The organism is Ruegeria sp. BHSA163, assembly GCF_059613365.1.
In genome coordinates this window covers 1-16,645 of the sequence record NZ_JBXWSJ010000074.1, presented here as the reverse complement: position 1 = coordinate 16,645, position 16,645 = coordinate 1, and the positions used below count along the sequence as shown (strand labels likewise).

General features: G+C 53.2%; 19 protein-coding genes. 9 read left to right on the top strand and 10 right to left on the bottom strand.

Annotation, left to right across the window (positions count from 1 at the left end):
• The first annotated feature begins 369 nt into the window (after positions 1-369).
• The 6 genes from AC2FNV_RS21540 to AC2FNV_RS21515 all read left to right on the top strand — a co-directional run bounded on the left by AC2FNV_RS21540 (position 370) and on the right by AC2FNV_RS21515 (position 3,291).
• A complete protein-coding gene (locus AC2FNV_RS21540) occupies positions 370-663 on the top strand; it encodes a hypothetical protein (RefSeq protein WP_170482827.1) in 294 nt (97 codons plus the stop codon).
• Between the two features lie 342 nt (positions 664-1,005).
• Positions 1,006-1,320 (top strand): hypothetical protein, encoded by a 315-nt coding sequence (locus AC2FNV_RS21535; protein ID WP_093964951.1) that lies wholly within the window; start codon positions 1,006-1,008, stop codon positions 1,318-1,320.
• A gap of 18 nt (positions 1,321-1,338) precedes the next feature.
• Positions 1,339-1,962: a hypothetical protein gene (locus AC2FNV_RS21530; protein WP_170482829.1), complete on the top strand. Its 624-nt coding sequence runs from the start codon at positions 1,339-1,341 to the stop codon at positions 1,960-1,962.
• Between the two features lie 28 nt (positions 1,963-1,990).
• A complete protein-coding gene (locus AC2FNV_RS21525) occupies positions 1,991-2,293 on the top strand; it encodes a hypothetical protein (protein WP_254442665.1) in 303 nt (100 codons plus the stop codon).
• On the top strand, positions 2,293-2,463 hold the full coding sequence (locus AC2FNV_RS21520; protein ID WP_170482832.1) for a hypothetical protein: 171 nt from the start codon (positions 2,293-2,295) through the stop codon (positions 2,461-2,463). Before AC2FNV_RS21525 ends, AC2FNV_RS21520 begins: the two co-directional genes overlap by 1 nt.
• 366 nt (positions 2,464-2,829) lie before the next feature.
• Positions 2,830-3,291, top strand: a complete 462-nt coding sequence (locus tag AC2FNV_RS21515) for a hypothetical protein (RefSeq protein ID WP_170482802.1) — start codon at positions 2,830-2,832, stop codon at positions 3,289-3,291.
• A gap of 64 nt (positions 3,292-3,355) precedes the next feature.
• Here the strand turns inward: AC2FNV_RS21515 and AC2FNV_RS21510 are convergent, their stop codons facing one another.
• The 4 genes from AC2FNV_RS21510 to AC2FNV_RS21495 form a co-directional block, all read right to left on the bottom strand.
• Entirely contained in the window at positions 3,356-3,682 is a 327-nt protein-coding gene (locus AC2FNV_RS21510; RefSeq protein WP_170482799.1) for a hypothetical protein, read from the bottom strand.
• A gap of 5 nt (positions 3,683-3,687) precedes the next feature.
• Positions 3,688-4,209, bottom strand: a complete 522-nt coding sequence (locus AC2FNV_RS21505) for a hypothetical protein (RefSeq protein ID WP_170607921.1) — start codon at positions 4,207-4,209, stop codon at positions 3,688-3,690.
• 28 nt (positions 4,210-4,237) lie between these two features.
• The gene (locus tag AC2FNV_RS21500; protein ID WP_170607919.1) at positions 4,238-5,008 is read right to left on the bottom strand and encodes a hypothetical protein; all 771 of its coding nucleotides are present in this window, start codon (positions 5,006-5,008) and stop codon (positions 4,238-4,240) included.
• A gap of 73 nt (positions 5,009-5,081) precedes the next feature.
• Positions 5,082-5,888, bottom strand: coding sequence for a DUF805 domain-containing protein (locus AC2FNV_RS21495; RefSeq protein WP_254442666.1), 807 nt, complete (start codon positions 5,886-5,888; stop codon positions 5,082-5,084).
• A gap of 426 nt (positions 5,889-6,314) precedes the next feature.
• Between AC2FNV_RS21495 and AC2FNV_RS21490 the strand changes: the two genes are divergently transcribed.
• The gene (locus AC2FNV_RS21490; protein ID WP_170607917.1) at positions 6,315-6,512 is read left to right on the top strand and encodes a DUF3955 domain-containing protein; all 198 of its coding nucleotides are present in this window, start codon (positions 6,315-6,317) and stop codon (positions 6,510-6,512) included.
• 232 nt (positions 6,513-6,744) lie between these two features.
• Here AC2FNV_RS21490 and AC2FNV_RS21485 read toward each other — a convergent pair whose 3' ends face one another.
• Complete coding sequence (locus tag AC2FNV_RS21485) at positions 6,745-6,945, bottom strand: hypothetical protein (protein ID WP_170607916.1); 201 nt, start codon at positions 6,943-6,945, stop codon at positions 6,745-6,747.
• Between the two features lie 287 nt (positions 6,946-7,232).
• Between AC2FNV_RS21485 and AC2FNV_RS21480 the strand changes: the two genes are divergently transcribed.
• Positions 7,233-9,605 carry an autotransporter family protein gene (locus AC2FNV_RS21480; protein ID WP_367648218.1) on the top strand — a complete coding sequence of 791 codons (2,373 nt, stop codon included), beginning with the start codon at positions 7,233-7,235 and terminating at the stop codon, positions 9,603-9,605.
• An 88-nt stretch (positions 9,606-9,693) separates the two neighbouring features.
• On the opposite strand, the gene AC2FNV_RS21475 is transcribed toward AC2FNV_RS21480, so the two are convergent.
• Positions 9,694-10,623 (bottom strand): SdiA-regulated domain-containing protein, encoded by a 930-nt coding sequence (locus AC2FNV_RS21475; protein WP_170607914.1) that lies wholly within the window; start codon positions 10,621-10,623, stop codon positions 9,694-9,696.
• Positions 10,624-10,800: 177 nt separating this feature from the next.
• Here AC2FNV_RS21475 and AC2FNV_RS21470 point away from each other — a divergent pair, with 177 nt between their 5' ends.
• Positions 10,801-11,559 (top strand): hypothetical protein, encoded by a 759-nt coding sequence (locus AC2FNV_RS21470; protein ID WP_170482886.1) that lies wholly within the window; start codon positions 10,801-10,803, stop codon positions 11,557-11,559.
• Here the strand turns inward: AC2FNV_RS21470 and AC2FNV_RS21465 are convergent, their stop codons facing one another.
• From AC2FNV_RS21465 to AC2FNV_RS21450, 4 genes are all read right to left on the bottom strand, one after another.
• Complete coding sequence (locus AC2FNV_RS21465) at positions 11,560-12,501, bottom strand: metallophosphoesterase family protein (RefSeq protein WP_170607912.1); 942 nt, start codon at positions 12,499-12,501, stop codon at positions 11,560-11,562. It abuts the gene before it with no gap.
• Positions 12,488-13,921, bottom strand: coding sequence for a hypothetical protein (locus AC2FNV_RS21460; RefSeq protein WP_170482682.1), 1,434 nt, complete (start codon positions 13,919-13,921; stop codon positions 12,488-12,490). Before AC2FNV_RS21460 ends, AC2FNV_RS21465 begins: the two co-directional genes overlap by 14 nt.
• Before the next feature lie 19 nt (positions 13,922-13,940).
• The gene (locus AC2FNV_RS21455; RefSeq protein ID WP_170607909.1) at positions 13,941-14,588 is read right to left on the bottom strand and encodes a protein-tyrosine phosphatase family protein; all 648 of its coding nucleotides are present in this window, start codon (positions 14,586-14,588) and stop codon (positions 13,941-13,943) included.
• Positions 14,589-15,190: 602 nt separating this feature from the next.
• A complete protein-coding gene (locus tag AC2FNV_RS21450) occupies positions 15,191-16,204 on the bottom strand; it encodes a GlxA family transcriptional regulator (protein WP_170611186.1) in 1,014 nt (337 codons plus the stop codon).
• Positions 16,205-16,645 lie beyond the last annotated feature (441 nt).

Here is a 16,645-nt window from a genome sequence, read left to right as displayed (position 1 = left end):
TGAGCGCCTAGTTTAAGCATTCTTAGCCGTCAATTCTGTTTGAGCACCGAACGGTGGGTTTGTCCGCAATGAAGACATTGAGCGGAATTCACCCAACCATTGCTTCGCGCAAATTGCACACGTGTTGACGCATGCGAAGTTTGCAGAAATTCGCCGCTGTTCACTCCTCCGTCTACAACCATTTCAATCAGGAACGATCTCTCACGAGTAGAAGCGGACACAATTTGATTGGACTGAATTAGATAGCGTGTTCAATGCGAAAGAATTTGACCAACCAAGTGAATACCGTATTATTGAATATGGGACAAAATTAAGACCCGGAGAAAGCGCCATGGCGCCTTCCTAGATCAACGTAAAACAGGGTATTTTATGAAAAACTTTCTTTTGGCTTTGCCAGCGGCCGTACTTCTCACAGCCTGTGATGAAGGTAGCACAACCAGTGCTACGTCGGCGGCACCAACCGCGGCTGAGCAAGCTTGCTTGCGTGATGTCACCGCGACAACCAACAATCCGGATGTGGCACTGCTCGGTTCGGAGTTTTCTGAAGCCGGGACGTTTGTGCGCGTCGGCGTCGGACCGGACCGCGCGCCATGGCAGTGCATCGCTTACAGTGACGGTACCACAGACGGTATAATGTCGCTTACTAACGAAGGAACGCTCTAGTTTTGCGTAGTAGCTTGCTGGAACGTTGCGATGACTGATGCTGTGCAAAGCCGCGATTTGGGTTTTCATGTTGCTGTGGGCAGGCGCGACTTTCATCTTTATGACAGGAACCTTCGGCTGGTTTGAACAGCCAAGAGATCCCTTGTCTGGGCTATTTCTTTTACCCTTGGGCCTACCGTGGGTTCTTGCAATTGAATTTGCGCCGGAGACCGCCAGGCCACTGTTAGCAGTACTGGCGCCGTCAGTGAATTTGGTGATTTTGGTGGGATTATGCAGGAAAAAGAATAAAGCAAATTAGCCTCTATAATGGTGACAAAGCTCAGAGCATTAGGAGACAAACACATGGGCAAACTGATTTTGGGACTGGTTATAGGGCTGCTTGTGGGCGGTATTGGTGGCGGGATGCTGGGCATCGGCAGTGGCGCTGGAATGGGCATCGCTACCGGGCTTTCAGCCGGTGTTTGCGGGATTGCAAATGCAGCGCAACAGGAGGGGCTTCTGACAGAAGAACAGGTCGATCAAGTCTTTAACCGTGCTGTCACTAACCTGAGAGAACTGACTCCGGACGCGGAAGAAAACGGGGATGCGATCGTCGGAGCGGCCAGCGAATGTGATGCAGTATTGCAGCAACTGCGCGACGCGGCGGTGTCTAATTAATACCAGGAGAGTTTAGTTGTGCGATCAAAGGTTCTGGCTTTATCTCTTTGTATCTCGCCGACATTCGCCTCGGCCGCTGACGTCGGACAGGACGCGATTGACGGTTGCATCGACCAATTGCGTGCTGTGGGTGGGCCGGACGGACAAAGCGGCACTGTTCTGTCTACAGAGTTTTCCGAAGCAAATTCGCTCGTCATGCTGCAAGACAAAGGCGAGACAGTCTGGAGATGTCTTGTGTCCAACGACGGTCAAGTCGCTGAACTCAGCGTCGCGCAGGCCGCCGATGACGGCCAAGGCGCAATGGCGGGGTCCGGCGGTATACCCGTAGTTTCAGGAACCCAACGGGTCCAATTCGCGGCAGGTACCAGCGGCGCAGCGATGTCGGGCACATTGAACCCGAATATTTCAGTGAGCTACGTGCTCGGCGCGGCAGATGGTCAGTTCATGCGCGTGGACGTGGGTTCCCACGGTGGCGCGTTAGACTACAAAATTTTCAACCCGGATGGCTCGCTCCTTCTAGACCTGATCTCTTCTGACACCCCTTATCGAGGCCAACTTTGGCAGTCTGGCGATCATGTGGTCGAGATCCTAAACGCCGGTGCGAAACCGGTCACCTTTGATATTGGTATCGGCATCGAGTAGCCACTGAGTTCAACAAGCAGGAAATCCAATGAAGTCACTTGATCCCTTTGTGGCTGGAGTTGCCGCACTTGGCCTTGCCGCATGCGATACTCCAAGCACTTCTATCAAACCGGGCCAACCTGCTATTGGTAGTTCAAGCGATTTGACTGCTTTCGAAGGAGCACGTGCGGGCCAAGCGGAGATGGGCATACAGAACCTCGGGTATGAGTTGATCCGTTCCGAGGGTCTCACGTCATTCTGGTCTAACCGTGATAGTGGCGCTTGCGCGCGGATAACAACGGCGGATGGTCGCTATTCTGATGTGACTATGCTGCCTTCGGAGGACTGCTGATGGATTGGGTGCACGCGATTGTCATGGGCCTATTGTGTGGTGGCGCATATTGGGCTGTAAGAAGTATGGGTTGGTTTGAAAACCGCTCAAAAGTTCAACAAGCGTTGATTTTCTTTCCGATCATTTTCATCGTCGTTTTGATCTTGAACCTGATTTGGCCATCAGCCTGATCGCTGCGCCGTTTGAACCTCGCTGACAATCAACGTTCGAGGGCAGAAAAACTCGCACGGGTTTTTGCCCTCTTCTGACAGACTGCAAAGTCCGCGTAGCGGTCATTGCCCTATTTTTCGTCAACGTCTGTTTTTGATGAAAGCGGTCGTTCACTGCCGAATTTAAAGAATTTTGCCGTGAATGTCGGCTACGCGTGTTTAACCAGTCACCTGAGAAAAATGCTCGAACGACCGCACCGAGCCCTTCTCAGACCTTGATCGCGTGCGCAGCATTCGAAACGATTGGCTAGAACTCTCGGCTGCATTCGACGACGAAGCAAAAGGATGTTTAAGGTTGTCAGACCACTTCGCAAAATGGAGAAGCAAATGCGTCGATCGATCCTGATGCTACCAATGGCTATGGGGATATTGGGGGGGCCAGCATCATCCCAACCGCTCTTTGAGGATTCTAAGGCTTTCGATCCTTCCAGCGAAACGGCAATGGCGATTACCGGGCCAGTAATCTTGTCCACCAAGCGGATGGTCTTCGAGACCGGCAGGTTTCTTGATCTCGAAGTTCATGACCCCAAGAGTTCAGGCAATTGGGGTGCGTCTGGCGACGTGCCTGTTGCTCAGGTGTTTCGTGTATCAGGCGATGCAGGCCCACTAAGGCAGGGAAACACGCTTTGTGGCGACCAAACAATCACGTATATGGCAGCCTGGAGTGAGGACAGCTCCGGGTTCACCCACCTTGGCGTAGCGATGTTTACTGGTATGGAACCACCTGCAGGCATTGCCGATCAAGCGTTGTGCGCGACGTATTTCTTCTCTCTGGATGTTGCGGAGTAGTCCGGCAGTTGTCCTGAACTCATCGACATAGAGGACCATTCAAAGTCCAGGGCAAGCATGTGGTTCAGCGGTAGGGAATGCTGAAGAACGAGAAGCTGTTGGTCTGGGTAATTACGGTCGCTCCCGTTTCCGCCAGTAGGCTTGCCATTGCTTCACTTCCCGTCGGACAGGCCACAAGATCGGCCGCATCGTCGAGGAAATCGACAGTGAACGCCGTTTCGCCGACAAGCTGGCATTCGTCTGCAGCGTTTCGGTAACCACGAACGAAGTTCAGTTCCGGGTCAGGTTCGCTGATCGCGACCTCTGGAGCGGTTTCGACACATCCCGTCACGGTCAGGACCAAAGCGCAGGCACAGATGGCACGCATGACCTTTTCGAGGCGCCTTTCCATAAATTCTACTCCCACTCTGCACCCGTGCTGCGCCAGACCATTTCATCTGCATCCCAGACACTGGCTACGACGCAGGGCGTTGGGTTGTTCCCATCACATTGCGAGCCATGCACATCGGCCAAAAGCACGCGGAATGGGCCAATATTCGCCATGTCCCATCCCTGATTGAGAAGCGAAAACATACGATCCTCGATCAGGAAGTGAGACATGCAACCGCCTGTCCCGCAATAGAGCGACACAGCGGTGGAACAGGCAAACCCGGCCTCGTCCAGAACCCAGTCCCGTTGGATGTCACCATCGAGATCAATACGGTGAACGGCTCCTAGTTCGAGGGCGAACTGTCCGCTCTCGAAATCCGAACATGCCTGCCGTGCGGCCTCGACTTTTTCCAGCAACGGAAAAGGCAGTTCGGACAAATCTTGCGCGTGTGCTGAGGCCGTGTAAAAGGCCACAAAGAGGGCACAGAGAGCAACCGCCCACCACCCGGCACCCGCGCGATTAACATTTCCAGCCAATTGGCTACCCATGTTCGAATCTCCAGCCCTTCTGTGTGCCTCAGTTGCACTGGTCGTAGGTGTAGTCTCCAAACTCGATCCAGTTCCGGCCCCCATCGCTGAAGACAAGGAACTCTGACCGGTCTTCGCCCAGAAGCGCGACCTGGAAGCCTGCTGGCGGTTTGGAGTTTCCGAAGTAGCTATATGAGGTCATCACTCGAACGGTCTCGCCATTGACGGTCACGATGGCATCCCACTGGTCATCCGGTTGGTCCACCATCGCGTATTCGATGACCCGCTGAACGGCGCCACCTCCACAATAGACAATACCTTCGGGCGTTTCCATGCTCTGAGATGCCGACACGCCGGAGTTGCATGCCGCGCGCAGGGATCTAACCGCCGCAGACGATCCTTTGAGCGTAAAGATGCCATAAGAGACATCCTGGTCAGCCATCGAAAGGTTAAGAAAGGCGTTCTGCGCGATCTGGTCCAAAACGAAATCATAGTCCCCCTGATCGAAGAAACTAACCTCAACAGGATAGTTGTCGACGAGCGAGATATCCGCATTCACTGATCCTGCCTGAAACGCACCTACCTCGGTCGAACCATTCTTCATGAACCGAAAAGACAGGCCCTGCTTGGAGACAATATCCTGCGAGTCCTCATAACCTGCTGGCGCGAAACGGACACGATCGCACTGCAACTCCAGAGTCATGTCGCCGGTCTGAATGAAGGCGTTGGCGTTCGGCGGCCCACTGAAGTTCCAGTCAGCCATGGCAGGTGATGACATTATGATTGGGAGGACCATGCCGGCGACTAGATGTCTCTTCATAAGTAACCTCCTAGGCAACTAAGCCATGTTTCGTCATTTCGCCGCGAAAGCACTGATGATCCTCGTCATAAGTTCAAGCTGCGGGTGGACCATATTCATTTGTGCCTTCCTGTGACGGTCGGCTTAGCCACCAGATCATCAGCACAGAGAGTATCAGTTGAAGAACTCCCACAACCATCAAACCGGTGACGCCAAGTAGAGCCGCTGGGCCCCTCAATGCTTCAGGGTCGTCAGCCCTTTGCTCGAGGACTGAAAATGCAGCGATGCCACTGAACAGCATGAACATGGTTGCGATGCTGAGCGCTGCAGGCAAGAGCAAGTACCAGCCTGGTCTTCCAGTGTCGTGCAAGCGCCGCCATCCGGCGGCCAGCATGGGTACGACAACTGCAAGTTGGAAGATCGGAGTGAAGACTTGGCTACTCTCTCCAGTTTCAGGGTTCACGCCGAATAGAGAGGCGTCGATGATTGCCAAAACAATGCTGACGAGGACCACGAACAACACAAACCACCAGTACTCTGACCGCGCCGCGCGCCCGGAAAAAACGAAGTATCTTGTGAGGCACGTCTTTATTGCTTCAACAAAGCTCATATTTGTCCATTCCCTGAAAACGTTGCCACATATGTTCTGCCAAGAGGAAACATAACGCAAGCATTGGTCAAGCCGCGTGATTTTCTGCGCCTGCAATGGACCGCTATGTCCTGTTGGGATGGCTCCTGCTCCATCTGCATAAGGGTCATTCGCGATTTTTCGGCCAACGTCCGCATCGAGCCCGAAGCGACCATTGCTGCGATGGCCAAGCACGGCACTCATGCGCAGGAAACAGACCTTGCAAATTGAGGCGGCCCAATACAAACCATTGAAAAAGCTTTCATTTCGCATGGACGTTGCCCCTCCGCCGAGCCTTCCGCTTGCGTCCAATTATTGTAGAAGCAGTTGCTGTCCAAGGCGAGGAACGGAACCGGAGCGTCCGGCTTCAATTGCGTCCGTCGTCAGAACATTCCGGGATACAGATTCATCATGTTCCGCACGTCCTGTTCACTCGAAAACGCGTCGGGATTACTCCAGATTATCTTGCTAATACAGTCGCGTTCAGAGTGAAGATCGCTTGCTGCGGGCTGCGATTTTCGGCTTTCGGGGTGGCCTCTGGTGAGCCCGCTGAATACTCCACCAAATACGCTCCAGATGCTGAGAGACATTGTATGAGAAGCCATTGCGATTCAATCACGGTATTGAAGAACCAGCCCCCTCAATTCACAGGCATAACAAACGATGCTAAATATTAGTCCATCCCCTAGGAGACCTGACATGACCAAACTTCGCCTTTTTGGTATCGTCATCCTTTTCCTTGCTGCACTAAGTGGGCTTTCAGAGCACCTGTTTTATGGCGGTGTCGACCCGAACGGTGTTCTGCAAGAAAGCTTCTTTTTGCCGCTGACTTTCATTCTCGCAGCAATTGGCGTCGTTGTGCTTGTCGCTTCTCTGTTCCAATCGCGGCGTGACTGAAACGCTTCCGTCAGTCAGAAAGCTGTTCCATAATGCAAATTGGGTAATCGCCAGGATGGCGACCTCCGCCCAAGTCTAGGCAGGCCTCCTCATATTGGTAACGTTCGACCGCACGTCCCGCTACGAACATGCATAACCCGACCATCAATAGGGTGAGCGCCAACAATATTTTCGTACCCCGTGTCATTGCTCGATTTATTGGTTCAGTCTCCTACCGTCAGTTAACCAGCTTTCAGGTCTTGTCGAACATCAGCAAACTCTGAAACTCAAACTTCACATTGGTTTCGTCGAATTTCTGAATAAGGAACGTGCCCTCGATCAGATCAGTCTCGGTCCAAAAGTTCTGGCCAATTAGCTTGAAAAGGTGCGTATCGGTAGAGCGGTGAGCATCTGCATTGATTTTAGCTATCGACTCCGAAATCCAATGATCCATACCTATACTCAATCGCGCTGTTTAGCGCCCGTCAAGCTCGGGAAAATCGTCTCAAGGCTTGACCTTTTGCGACTACTGCCACGCAAAGGCGGATTTGGTCGGAATGCAAAACCTGGCATGTCTTGCCTCGCAGCAATGCTCTAGAAGGTCTGCAATGTGAAGACCGTCCCGTATTATGAGCCTGCTCAAATGCCACAATAACTGCCAAAAAAAACCATACTGATAAACTTTGTTCTTCGAGCCCTAAATTGAGTTAGCTTCGATTGTAACGCAAGAGGAGAAAGCTGGTGACAATCTATAAGCCGATCCGACTGCATCGAATTGCTCAGCGCACCACTCTGGCGAGTTTCACATTGGTCGCCTTGGCTTATTTGATATCCCCAACCAAAGCACAGGCCCAAAGCTCACAGGCTTGCGTAGAATTGGGTTCTCCTCGAATTGAGTATTCATCTGGATCTGAAAGCACTCGCGTTAATCAAACAATTTCGACGACCGAGCGCACGTGTCTCCCGATCCCAAATGGACCTATTACAGGGCTTACAATTGGAAACTCCTCCATCACGTCCTCTGGCGAAATAGAGCTGTATGTTCCTGGCCAAAATACCGTTCCGAACAATGCTTCAGTTTTAACTCTTCTGAATGTTGATGTCGCGGCGGGAAGCGGAGACTTTGTTTCCCGGGAAGCCTTGGCTACAAACATCAACGGGAAGCTCAGAGTGAACCTCATTGGAACTTCGATTGGTTCCGGCAGATCAATGACATTCGCTCCGTTCAACGGCGCGAATATCGACCCCACTGAAGTCTACTTCCAGTCCGACCGCCCGCTAACCTATGACAACCTGATTGTTATGGGGGCTACCGAAGTAGTTTTTGGGGCCTACTATATTCAAACTCGGGTTGCTGAGGCTTCTGATTTCACACTGACGAATAGTTCGATTTCTTCAACAAGTGACATGGCGATAGCAGCAGGCACGACTGTTCGACTTGATGCGGCAAGCAGTTTGAACACGGTAAACTTTGAGAATTTTGGCACGCTAGCCGGAACGGGTACCGTAAACGCATTCAACTTCACAGTTAAGAACGGGGGGGTGCTTTCGCCAGGCTTTTCAATAGGTACACTCAACAATAGTGGCGGTATCGCCTTTGAAACTGGATCAAGACTTTTAAGTGAAGTCGATCCGACGGCCGGGCAGAAAGCCGACTTGGTGTCATCCAGCGGGCCCGTGACAGGGATTAACCGCGCCACCATACAAGTCGAAGCCGCTCGTCCCGGCCTGACTGCGCAGGACTATGCTGCTGGCAACGACTACACGGTTTTTCAAGCTTCGAGTTTCGATGGAAACTCCCCAACTCTTGTTGCCGGAGGATCTTTGCCCGCCCTATCCAGTCTGAGTATCTCAAACACGCCAACCGCGGACGGTAGAATCGACATAGCGTTTTCGACCCTCCCCGTCTCGAGTTTACCGCAACATCCATCAGTTGTTGGATCTCCCAATGCAAGCAACCTTGCTGGTGCGGTGGCTAACACCACAAACACGTCACCTGGAACTAATCTGACCAATGGCTCAACCTTGGGCAATACCGTTAACACGCTTACCAATTCAGGTTTGGCTGGGTTTAATCGTGTGCACGCAGAACCCTATTCCTCCAATTTGACCGTTGGGCTGGAGCAACTTGACCTGATAACCAACACAGTGCTGAGCCACGCTGACTGCCGCAAGTATCAAGCGGTGGGCTTCAGCAATGCGGATCAACCCGTTGCAGCAGGCGACATCGACTCGGCCCAGAGCCCGAGCGGCGCAATAGACTGCTCTGATCGGCGCTGGTGGATCGACACGGCCTATGTGAGCGGGGACGTTGATGGAAGCAATGGCCTTGGGACATTCGACTATTCGCTGGGCACCATTTTGGTCGGAGCGGATGTCGCAAGCACCGATAGAGGTGTGGTCGGCGTGTACGCAGGTTTTGGGACATCCTCCATGGATGAACACGATCAAGTCGATCAGGACTTTTCGACCGACAGCTATCATGTGGGCGGCTATGGGCGTACAACAACCGGAACTTGGGAGTTCTCCGGACTGATCGGTTACATGTTCGGTGAAACTGATGCCAAGCGGAATAACCCTTCTGTTGATGGCTTTACGGGAGGCGAGGCTAAATCGGATTTGGACCAAGAGGGAATCCACGCCGGTATCCAGGCACGGAAGTTGTTTAACCTGGACAGCGGTGCAAGGGTTTCTACGGTTTTTGGATTGAACTACGGGCGTATTCAACAAGGTTCAGGCACAGAGACCGGCGGTGGTGATTTCAACTACTCGATTGAAAAAGCGAACGCAGAGTCCCTGGTTGCTTCCATTGGAGTTGATTATCAACGCGACTTCTTGACAGAGAATGGTGTGCTAACCCCCATCGCCTTTGCCCGGTATGAATATGACTTCTTTGCCAACAAAGGCAGTGAGCACGAAATCACTGTAACGAGCCCGATATTTGGAACATTCACGCAAGTCGGACAAAACCGAGGAGCAAACGGCTTCGTTCTTGGGCTTGGCCTGGGCTATCAAATATCTGAGCTGGCCAGCCTAACGGCAGGATATGGCTATTCAGTTCGCTCCAACGGCCAAGAGCATGGCCTCGGTGCAAACTTAAGTGTTCGGTTCTGATTAGGGCGGACCAACGAAGAGGAGTGGTAAGTTAACTGCAACAACTTGCGGAAGCTATCCTGGCGATGTGAGCTTCATTCTCTTGCGATCAAAATTTGGGGATATTAAAAACATAAAGCCGCGATTTCTTGGCATCGTCTGTCAGGATATAGAGAAGCCCTCTGGTCTCATCGAGAGCGATCCCTTCGGGATGTTTAACTTCTTTTTGTTTTCCATCTACTGTGAACGTCAAACTGATAGACTTTACTGACTTGGATTCTGGATTGTAGACGAAGATCTGACGGCCTTTGTCACTCACAATCCAAAGAGAACGTGAGGACGGGGTCCATGCTAGGCCGCTCAAATCTAGTTCATCATCATCTACACGCTCGGAGATAAAACCTGCATCGCGGGATAAAGGAATGATCTCAACAATTTCGTCTAGCTCTGGTGATACGACCATTAACAACCTTGGTTGTCCTTCAATGCCAACGAAGACCCGCCCGGATTCCGGGTCAACGGTGATACCTTCGGGTCCCTTGTTTGATGGGTTGCCGACGAGTAATTCAGCGGCGGCCGGGTAACCTTTAAGAGATGTGAGAGGTATTGTTGTAAATTGAATGGGGTCAGTCGGGTGAACGACTAGGATTGATCGATCAGTTTCCTGAAGCACCAAAACAGACCCATCTTTTCGCGATGCGACGCCCTCCAGATCTGATCCCGCCAATGATGGAAGCTTGATAGAGTTTCCTAATGCCCCGTCGACTCCAAGTAGGTGCAGTCTAGGTTCAGCGTCGCTTACTGACCACAAGAAGCCTTCGGCGTTGGACAGAGACAATCCGGAAGGCTCCGAGAAGCCTTCCGATTTGTCCGCCACCTTGAATGAGTCGATGAGAGTCAAACCGGGACTATCGGCGTGGGCGAGCTCGATCCATGCCAGAAATGCAACAGTAGCGCTTGCAAAAGAAGCCAGTGTTCCAAGCTTGGGGAAGCACCGTGAAAACCCAAGTTCCGACCGAAGCAGCTTGTGTTCTGACATTGGATTTTCTCGCGCTTGGACCACATCCCTGTATCAGCGTTCGTATCACAGTCCGGATGCGATGTCCGAAGAATGCATGGTAATCTCTTTACCTGATCCCGCCTGTTGCGATTGAATTGGACGAGATGTGCCTTTGGCGGAACGCAATCTGCTAGAGTAAGCAGGAAGGAAGTTAAGTTGAACAAGACTTTCCCACTTATGGCAGGGTTATTGATGGTGCTGTTGCCAAGTGCTGCGTTGTCACAAATCGACCCCGCGACCATGTTGGCCGGTACCTCGGAGTCGGAAATCCTTATCGAACGACGTTGGACGCAGTTTCGTGGTAAACAGGAACTGTATTTTTTTACTCTCGACGTCATCGTCACTGTCATTTTGACTGGACTGATCGTTTATCACCCTGTGAGGCGGAGAGCCCGCAGGAGTGTCCGCGATATCGTCATGCCGCGACTGTTCTTCCTTTACGCGCTTGTCGGCATGGCGGTTGGGTTTCTGGTTGTACAGCACGGATCAATGATCGGGTTCGTGATCTTTGGAATAGGAGCCCTGTTGAGGTTCCGATCAAATATGGATGACCCGGTCGACACGGTGGAAATGATTATAGTGACCGTGCTTGGGCTGGCGGTAGGGCTGGGCTTGCCCTTGATGGCCACATTGGTGGCGGTTGTGTGTTGGTGTTTCATTTGGCTCGGTGGGCGAAACAAGGGCGTGGAAATTTCGCTCAAGGCTTCAGACGAAGAGCAATCATTGAAAGTCAGCGGAGCCATTGAAGCCATGGCCGCAGACGCTGGCTGGAAGCTGGTCAGAAGACACCACGTTCCCGGCAAATCTCGCGTTTCATTGCTTTTCATTACCTCGGGCGGACTTTCGGAAGCTCGGATCGAAGAGATGATAAACGATCTGGTCCCTGAAAAAGTTGAACTGAAACTCAACCTCTAGTCATTTCACAAGGTCTAAACGTTTCAAAACCGCATTCGGGGATCTGATCTCTTTCGGAAGCGACTTGAAATTTACCGACTTTTCGAAATCAGGCCCTCGATATACTGCTATCCCAAACTCTCCATTTGGTTGGAACGTAACATGAGTGAAGCTGTGAGGTGATTTGGCATTGTCACCAATAAGCCGTCGCGGGCCACCTCCCAAACAAGCTTGGGAAACATAAGCCACACCGTCTTTCCAGCCTGGGTAGAAAGCATGATGGTGGCCTGACAGATGCAGAACGACCCCGCTTTCCAGATAGATTTTTTCAAGTGTTGGGTCACCGATGATTTCGCGTTCGCGCTGGATCGCGAAGGGCCAAAGTGGGAGGTGACTGAAAGTGACAATCGGGTCTCCATTTGCACCCAGTTCCACAAGTCGGTCCTGCTGATCGCCAGATAGCGGCCCTAGGGTCGTAGCATCCAAAGACGCAAACGTTACGCCCTGCATCTCAAACGCGTAGAAAAACGGATAGTCATCCGAAACCAGGAAGTCGACGTCTGGCTTTCTCGGTGTCCATTCCTCTGCGTATATTTTTCTTTCACGCTCGAACCCTCGGTAGGCGGAGGCATCATGGTTTCCAGGCGTGACCGCAAATGGAATTCCGGCAGCCGCTAAAGGATCTGATACGGCCTTGTGAAACGCCTTCCACATCTCCCTGACCTGTTTGTCTGACAAATTGGGAATTCGTTGTCCCGCGACCATATCGCCCGTCGAAATCACCAGATCGGGATCAATCTCGATTATCCGCTTAATCGCCTTGCCGACGCGCGCATCGTATTTTACCGAGCCATAGCTTCCGTTCAGATCCGAGATCACCACGATCCGAACGGCCTCCGCTGCCGCCTGAACACTGGCCAGCGCCCAAAGCAAAAGGCCAATCGCGAGGTTACGCCGGATCACAATTGATCTCATCAGGCACGACGTCGCCAGTAAGGAAGAACTCTTTTGGGTTCAGATCGAACCGTAACCGCCCCGCTCTGCAGCCTTCCTGAAGGATGCCGGTTGCGAGTTCTGTGTTGTTGACGACCTGAGTGACCTCTCTGTCCTTTAACCCAAGGCTTGCCGAAAGCCACTGGTAGATTGGCCCCTGCGATTGCAGATCACGATCGAGCGCCACGAGGCGTTCGTAGACCTTGCCGTCGAAGTGCCTGAGCTTTTCTAGCATCTGCGTCGTCTTAGCGAAGTTCGCGTAGGCCACCCGCGCCCCCGCATCGTTGTCGTTGAGGTTGGTGCGCCTGAGAAGCATCGCGCCCGCCGGCACGTCGCCATCACCCGGTTCATGATGCTTTGCCTTCTTGTGCTCTAGATCGCCCTTTTCGATCCAGTAATAGTAGGGCGTGAAGTCGATGTTACCCACCCGGTCCTGCTGGCTGAAGATGAAGTCGAGAAGCACAATCTCGGAAATCTCGCGCGTCCAGTAGGCCATCTGCTCACGGGGTATGTCGGGCCCGAGATCGCGGCTGATCTGGCCGTCACGGCGGGCTTTGGCGAGCCCGGTATCGATCGCCTCGATCAGCGGCGCGTCTTCGCGCAGCGCCAGGAACGCCGGCGTCTCCTGGAAGTCCAAGTTCTGGCCCTTGCCCCAGCCAGACTTCCGCGTTCCGTTGAGCTCGGATCCGTACCGATGGCCCGGGCTTGACGTCAGGATGCCGTATATCTGTGTGCGGTCCTTGGTGAAGATGTCGCTTGTGGGGCTGTAGGAGGCCGGGTTCGCCTCGGCGTTGACGAGGTGCTTCCATCCCGCATGATTCATCCGCGCAGAGCGATTATGGCCCGAAATCGCGAGGCCGGGCCTCGCCACCTCGGAATTGTGCATCGCCACGTCCATCGACCGCCAGACGGTCACAGGAACCTTCACATCCATATCGAAGTAGCGCGAGAAATGATAGTAAAGGAGCGGTGAAGCGGAGTAGGTTCCGCTGGTGCCTTCCGCATTCATCGTCACCTTGAACTTGGCGAGGTCGTCTTCGGCGAGATCCTGGGCCGACTTGCCCTCCTTGCACGCGTTGCGTTCGAAGGCAGCGCGGTCGCTCGCATACGGTCCACTCGAGATGTCATAAACCATCATGCCGGGGCTCGTGCTCCACGTCTTTGGGCACAGCCCGACGGCAGTAGCGTAGAGGTCGATCGCGCAGAACGCCGCTTCGTCCTTCAGATCGCCATCGGAGTATTCGCCGCCCGGGATCGGCGCGATCCTGACGCAGCGCTCCACCACACCGTTGGGGCTCGTAAAAGTGGCTGCCTCGCCGCGGATCGCATCAGTCGCGAAGGAGGGAGCGGCGGCGAGTATCGCGACGAGCGAAATCGTAGCTCGGATCATTTTGGGTGTAGTCCTTCCATTAATCTGGGCAGATCGCGGCGCGTTCGGCGTCTGTGATCCGAAGTGCCGGATCGACACTGAAGCGCTCGAACTTGCCGTCAATCCACGCGTCGCAGCCACCCGAACAAGGCGCTCCATTCCGCGCATCATTCCAATAGCCCTTGGCTCGATCCTCCGACCAACCGCAGAACTGAACCAGTGCCATCGCCGAGAGCGCACCCGAAGAGTGTACGCCCCACATGCAATGGATATAGACGGGCCCGTTATTGCCTTTGATGACGTCATGAACAGCCTTCATCACATTCCCCGGACGCGAAGAGCGCGCAGACTGATAGTCGAAGCTGCCCGACCCGCAGGAGGTCTTTCCGTACTCAGTGTTCTTGCCGAAATCAGCATAGAAGCCGCGGGAAAAGCCTTCGGAACAAAGCGACTGGCGTTGAGAAGACGACAATCCAGTGCGCGCCTTGTCACCTCCGGAGAAACCACCACGATACAGAACACCGTCCAGTACTGGGCGAAAAAACGCTGCACCATCAGGCGCACCAGAGTTCGTGCGCGCTAGCATTTCGGACTGCGAAGGCCCACCGTCGCGTGAGGTGACGTCGGCCGCACTGGCTGCCGGAATTGGAATGATGCAGGCCAATGCCAATGCGAAGATCCTATTCAAGACAATCTCCTTCCATTAAATAAGACATTCAGGGGTATGTGCGGTCGAACAACGATAGCTTCCCCTCAAAGCTTAAATCTAGTTTTTTTGATCATCGTGATTATCCTTCGTGATCGGGCCGATTCGGGCAGCTCCTGTTTCATCCAACGGCGAGTTAGAATCGCATTTTAACCAAATATCCGCTGCTTTGTTTCCCAAATACTCGTCTGTTACGGAAGTCTATCCTCTGGCAATATATGTGGTCTTGTCAGAAGAACTTCGCTTGAGCGGGGCAGGGCGGTTGCGTAGCTTTTGCCCATGACCAAACCTTCCTCTTTCAAGTACTTCAAAACCAGTCCCGAGATTATCCGCCTGTCCGCCTTGGCAACTGACCGGCTATTCGAATGAGAGCCCTAGAACGGCCGTAAGGTCCGCAACTCTGCCGTTCAGCAGATTTCAGAGAACGTCCACTGCCGTTCAATGCAGACTTTCAGGTGAAATTTCTCGGAATGACCACCACAATGACCGCTATCCGTTCCTAAGCCGTCATCTGACTTAAAGACTCAGATGACTGCCTTGAGCCCGAAACGGTCAGTGGGATTGCTGATCCGAGCCAACGTCTATCAGGAAAATTTAGCGAACCTGGACTGGCCGAACATTTTGCGGTGTTCAACTGGTGTCAGTCCGGTCTTTCGCTTGAACAATCTCCTGAACGACGGGGTATCAACATAGCCAACGGCTTCTCCGACCTCCGCAACCGAGCACTCGGTAGTTTCAAGCAATTGCCGGGCCTCTTCAATCCGAAGCGCCAAAATGTAGTCTTGCGGTGACTTGCTCGTGGCTTTGCGGAACCGTCGTGCAAACGTAGTTGGCGGCAACCCGGAACGTTTTGTCATATCAGCCACCGGGTTATCGATGGCATAATTTTGGGCAATCCACACCTGAGCCTGCGCAATAACCGCGTCAGCATGAGGTGTCGTGGTGATCATTGAGCTGAATGGTGACTGAAGTTCTCCGCGGTTGGCCATAAGCCAGATTTTTGCCGCCCGCACCGCCCTTTGCGTACCGCCGTAGTGCGCAATCAAGAACGTGGCGAGTTCCTGCCACCCAGTTGTCCCGCCCGAAGTAACAGGTCCGCGAGACGCATCAGCAAAGCAAAGGCCTCGGTCGGTGCGAAGCCGCACTTTTGGATAAAACCTTTGAAACAGGCCTTCCCAAGCCCAATGCGTCGTCGCTTCGACCCCATCCAAAATACCAAGTTCCGCCAAATAGACCGCACCCGTACAGGCTGACACTATCCGGGTCTTGGACAGATCGCGATTGGCGAGCCAAGTCAAACAAGGGTGTTGCTCGGGATTAGGGCGGTCGTGCGGTGAAATCGTCAATCCAGGTACAACAACAATATCGGCATCGTCGGCGTCATCAAATATTTGGTCCGGCGCGATCCAAACGCCACTTCCGCAACGATATCCCTCAATTTCCGGGCCAATGAGGCTGACTTTGAACACTGGCTCGGGCTCATCGCCGCTCACCAAGTGTTCCCAGTCCCGTCCTGCAGCCACCAAAGTGTCATACAGACCAAACACGCTGGACGCGCTGGTTTCTGGAGAAGCAACGATATGAACTGACACTGGCATCGCCAAAAAATCCAGAATTGGTGAATTTGCCCCCTTTTTAACCTCTCTGCCACTCACGCCCAACGAAAAGTGTCCCGCATTCTGAAAGCGTCCCCAACCCACAGGAGGTTTAAGTGAAGATGAACGCAGTTTGGGAGCTATTCAACGGCAGTCAATGGCAGATCTTTGCAAGGAAGCCTGCCACAACGGGACTCAGCCGAGCAGGTGAACAAGAAAGAACATTCGACAACTGTAGAGTAACGGAAGAGGTATGGAATTCGGCGGTCTACCTTGGACCAGGCGGCCCGATGATGAGAGATCGCTAGTTTGAGCATTTTTGATGCCCGCTCCGTCCTGTGTGGATGGCTCCTGCAAAGCAAGACATTTTTGTGAGGGGTGTGTGGTCAGAAGCGGTCTTGTGTCCGGCCTGTTTGCGCGGTGCGTCTGACCGCTGGCCCTGAT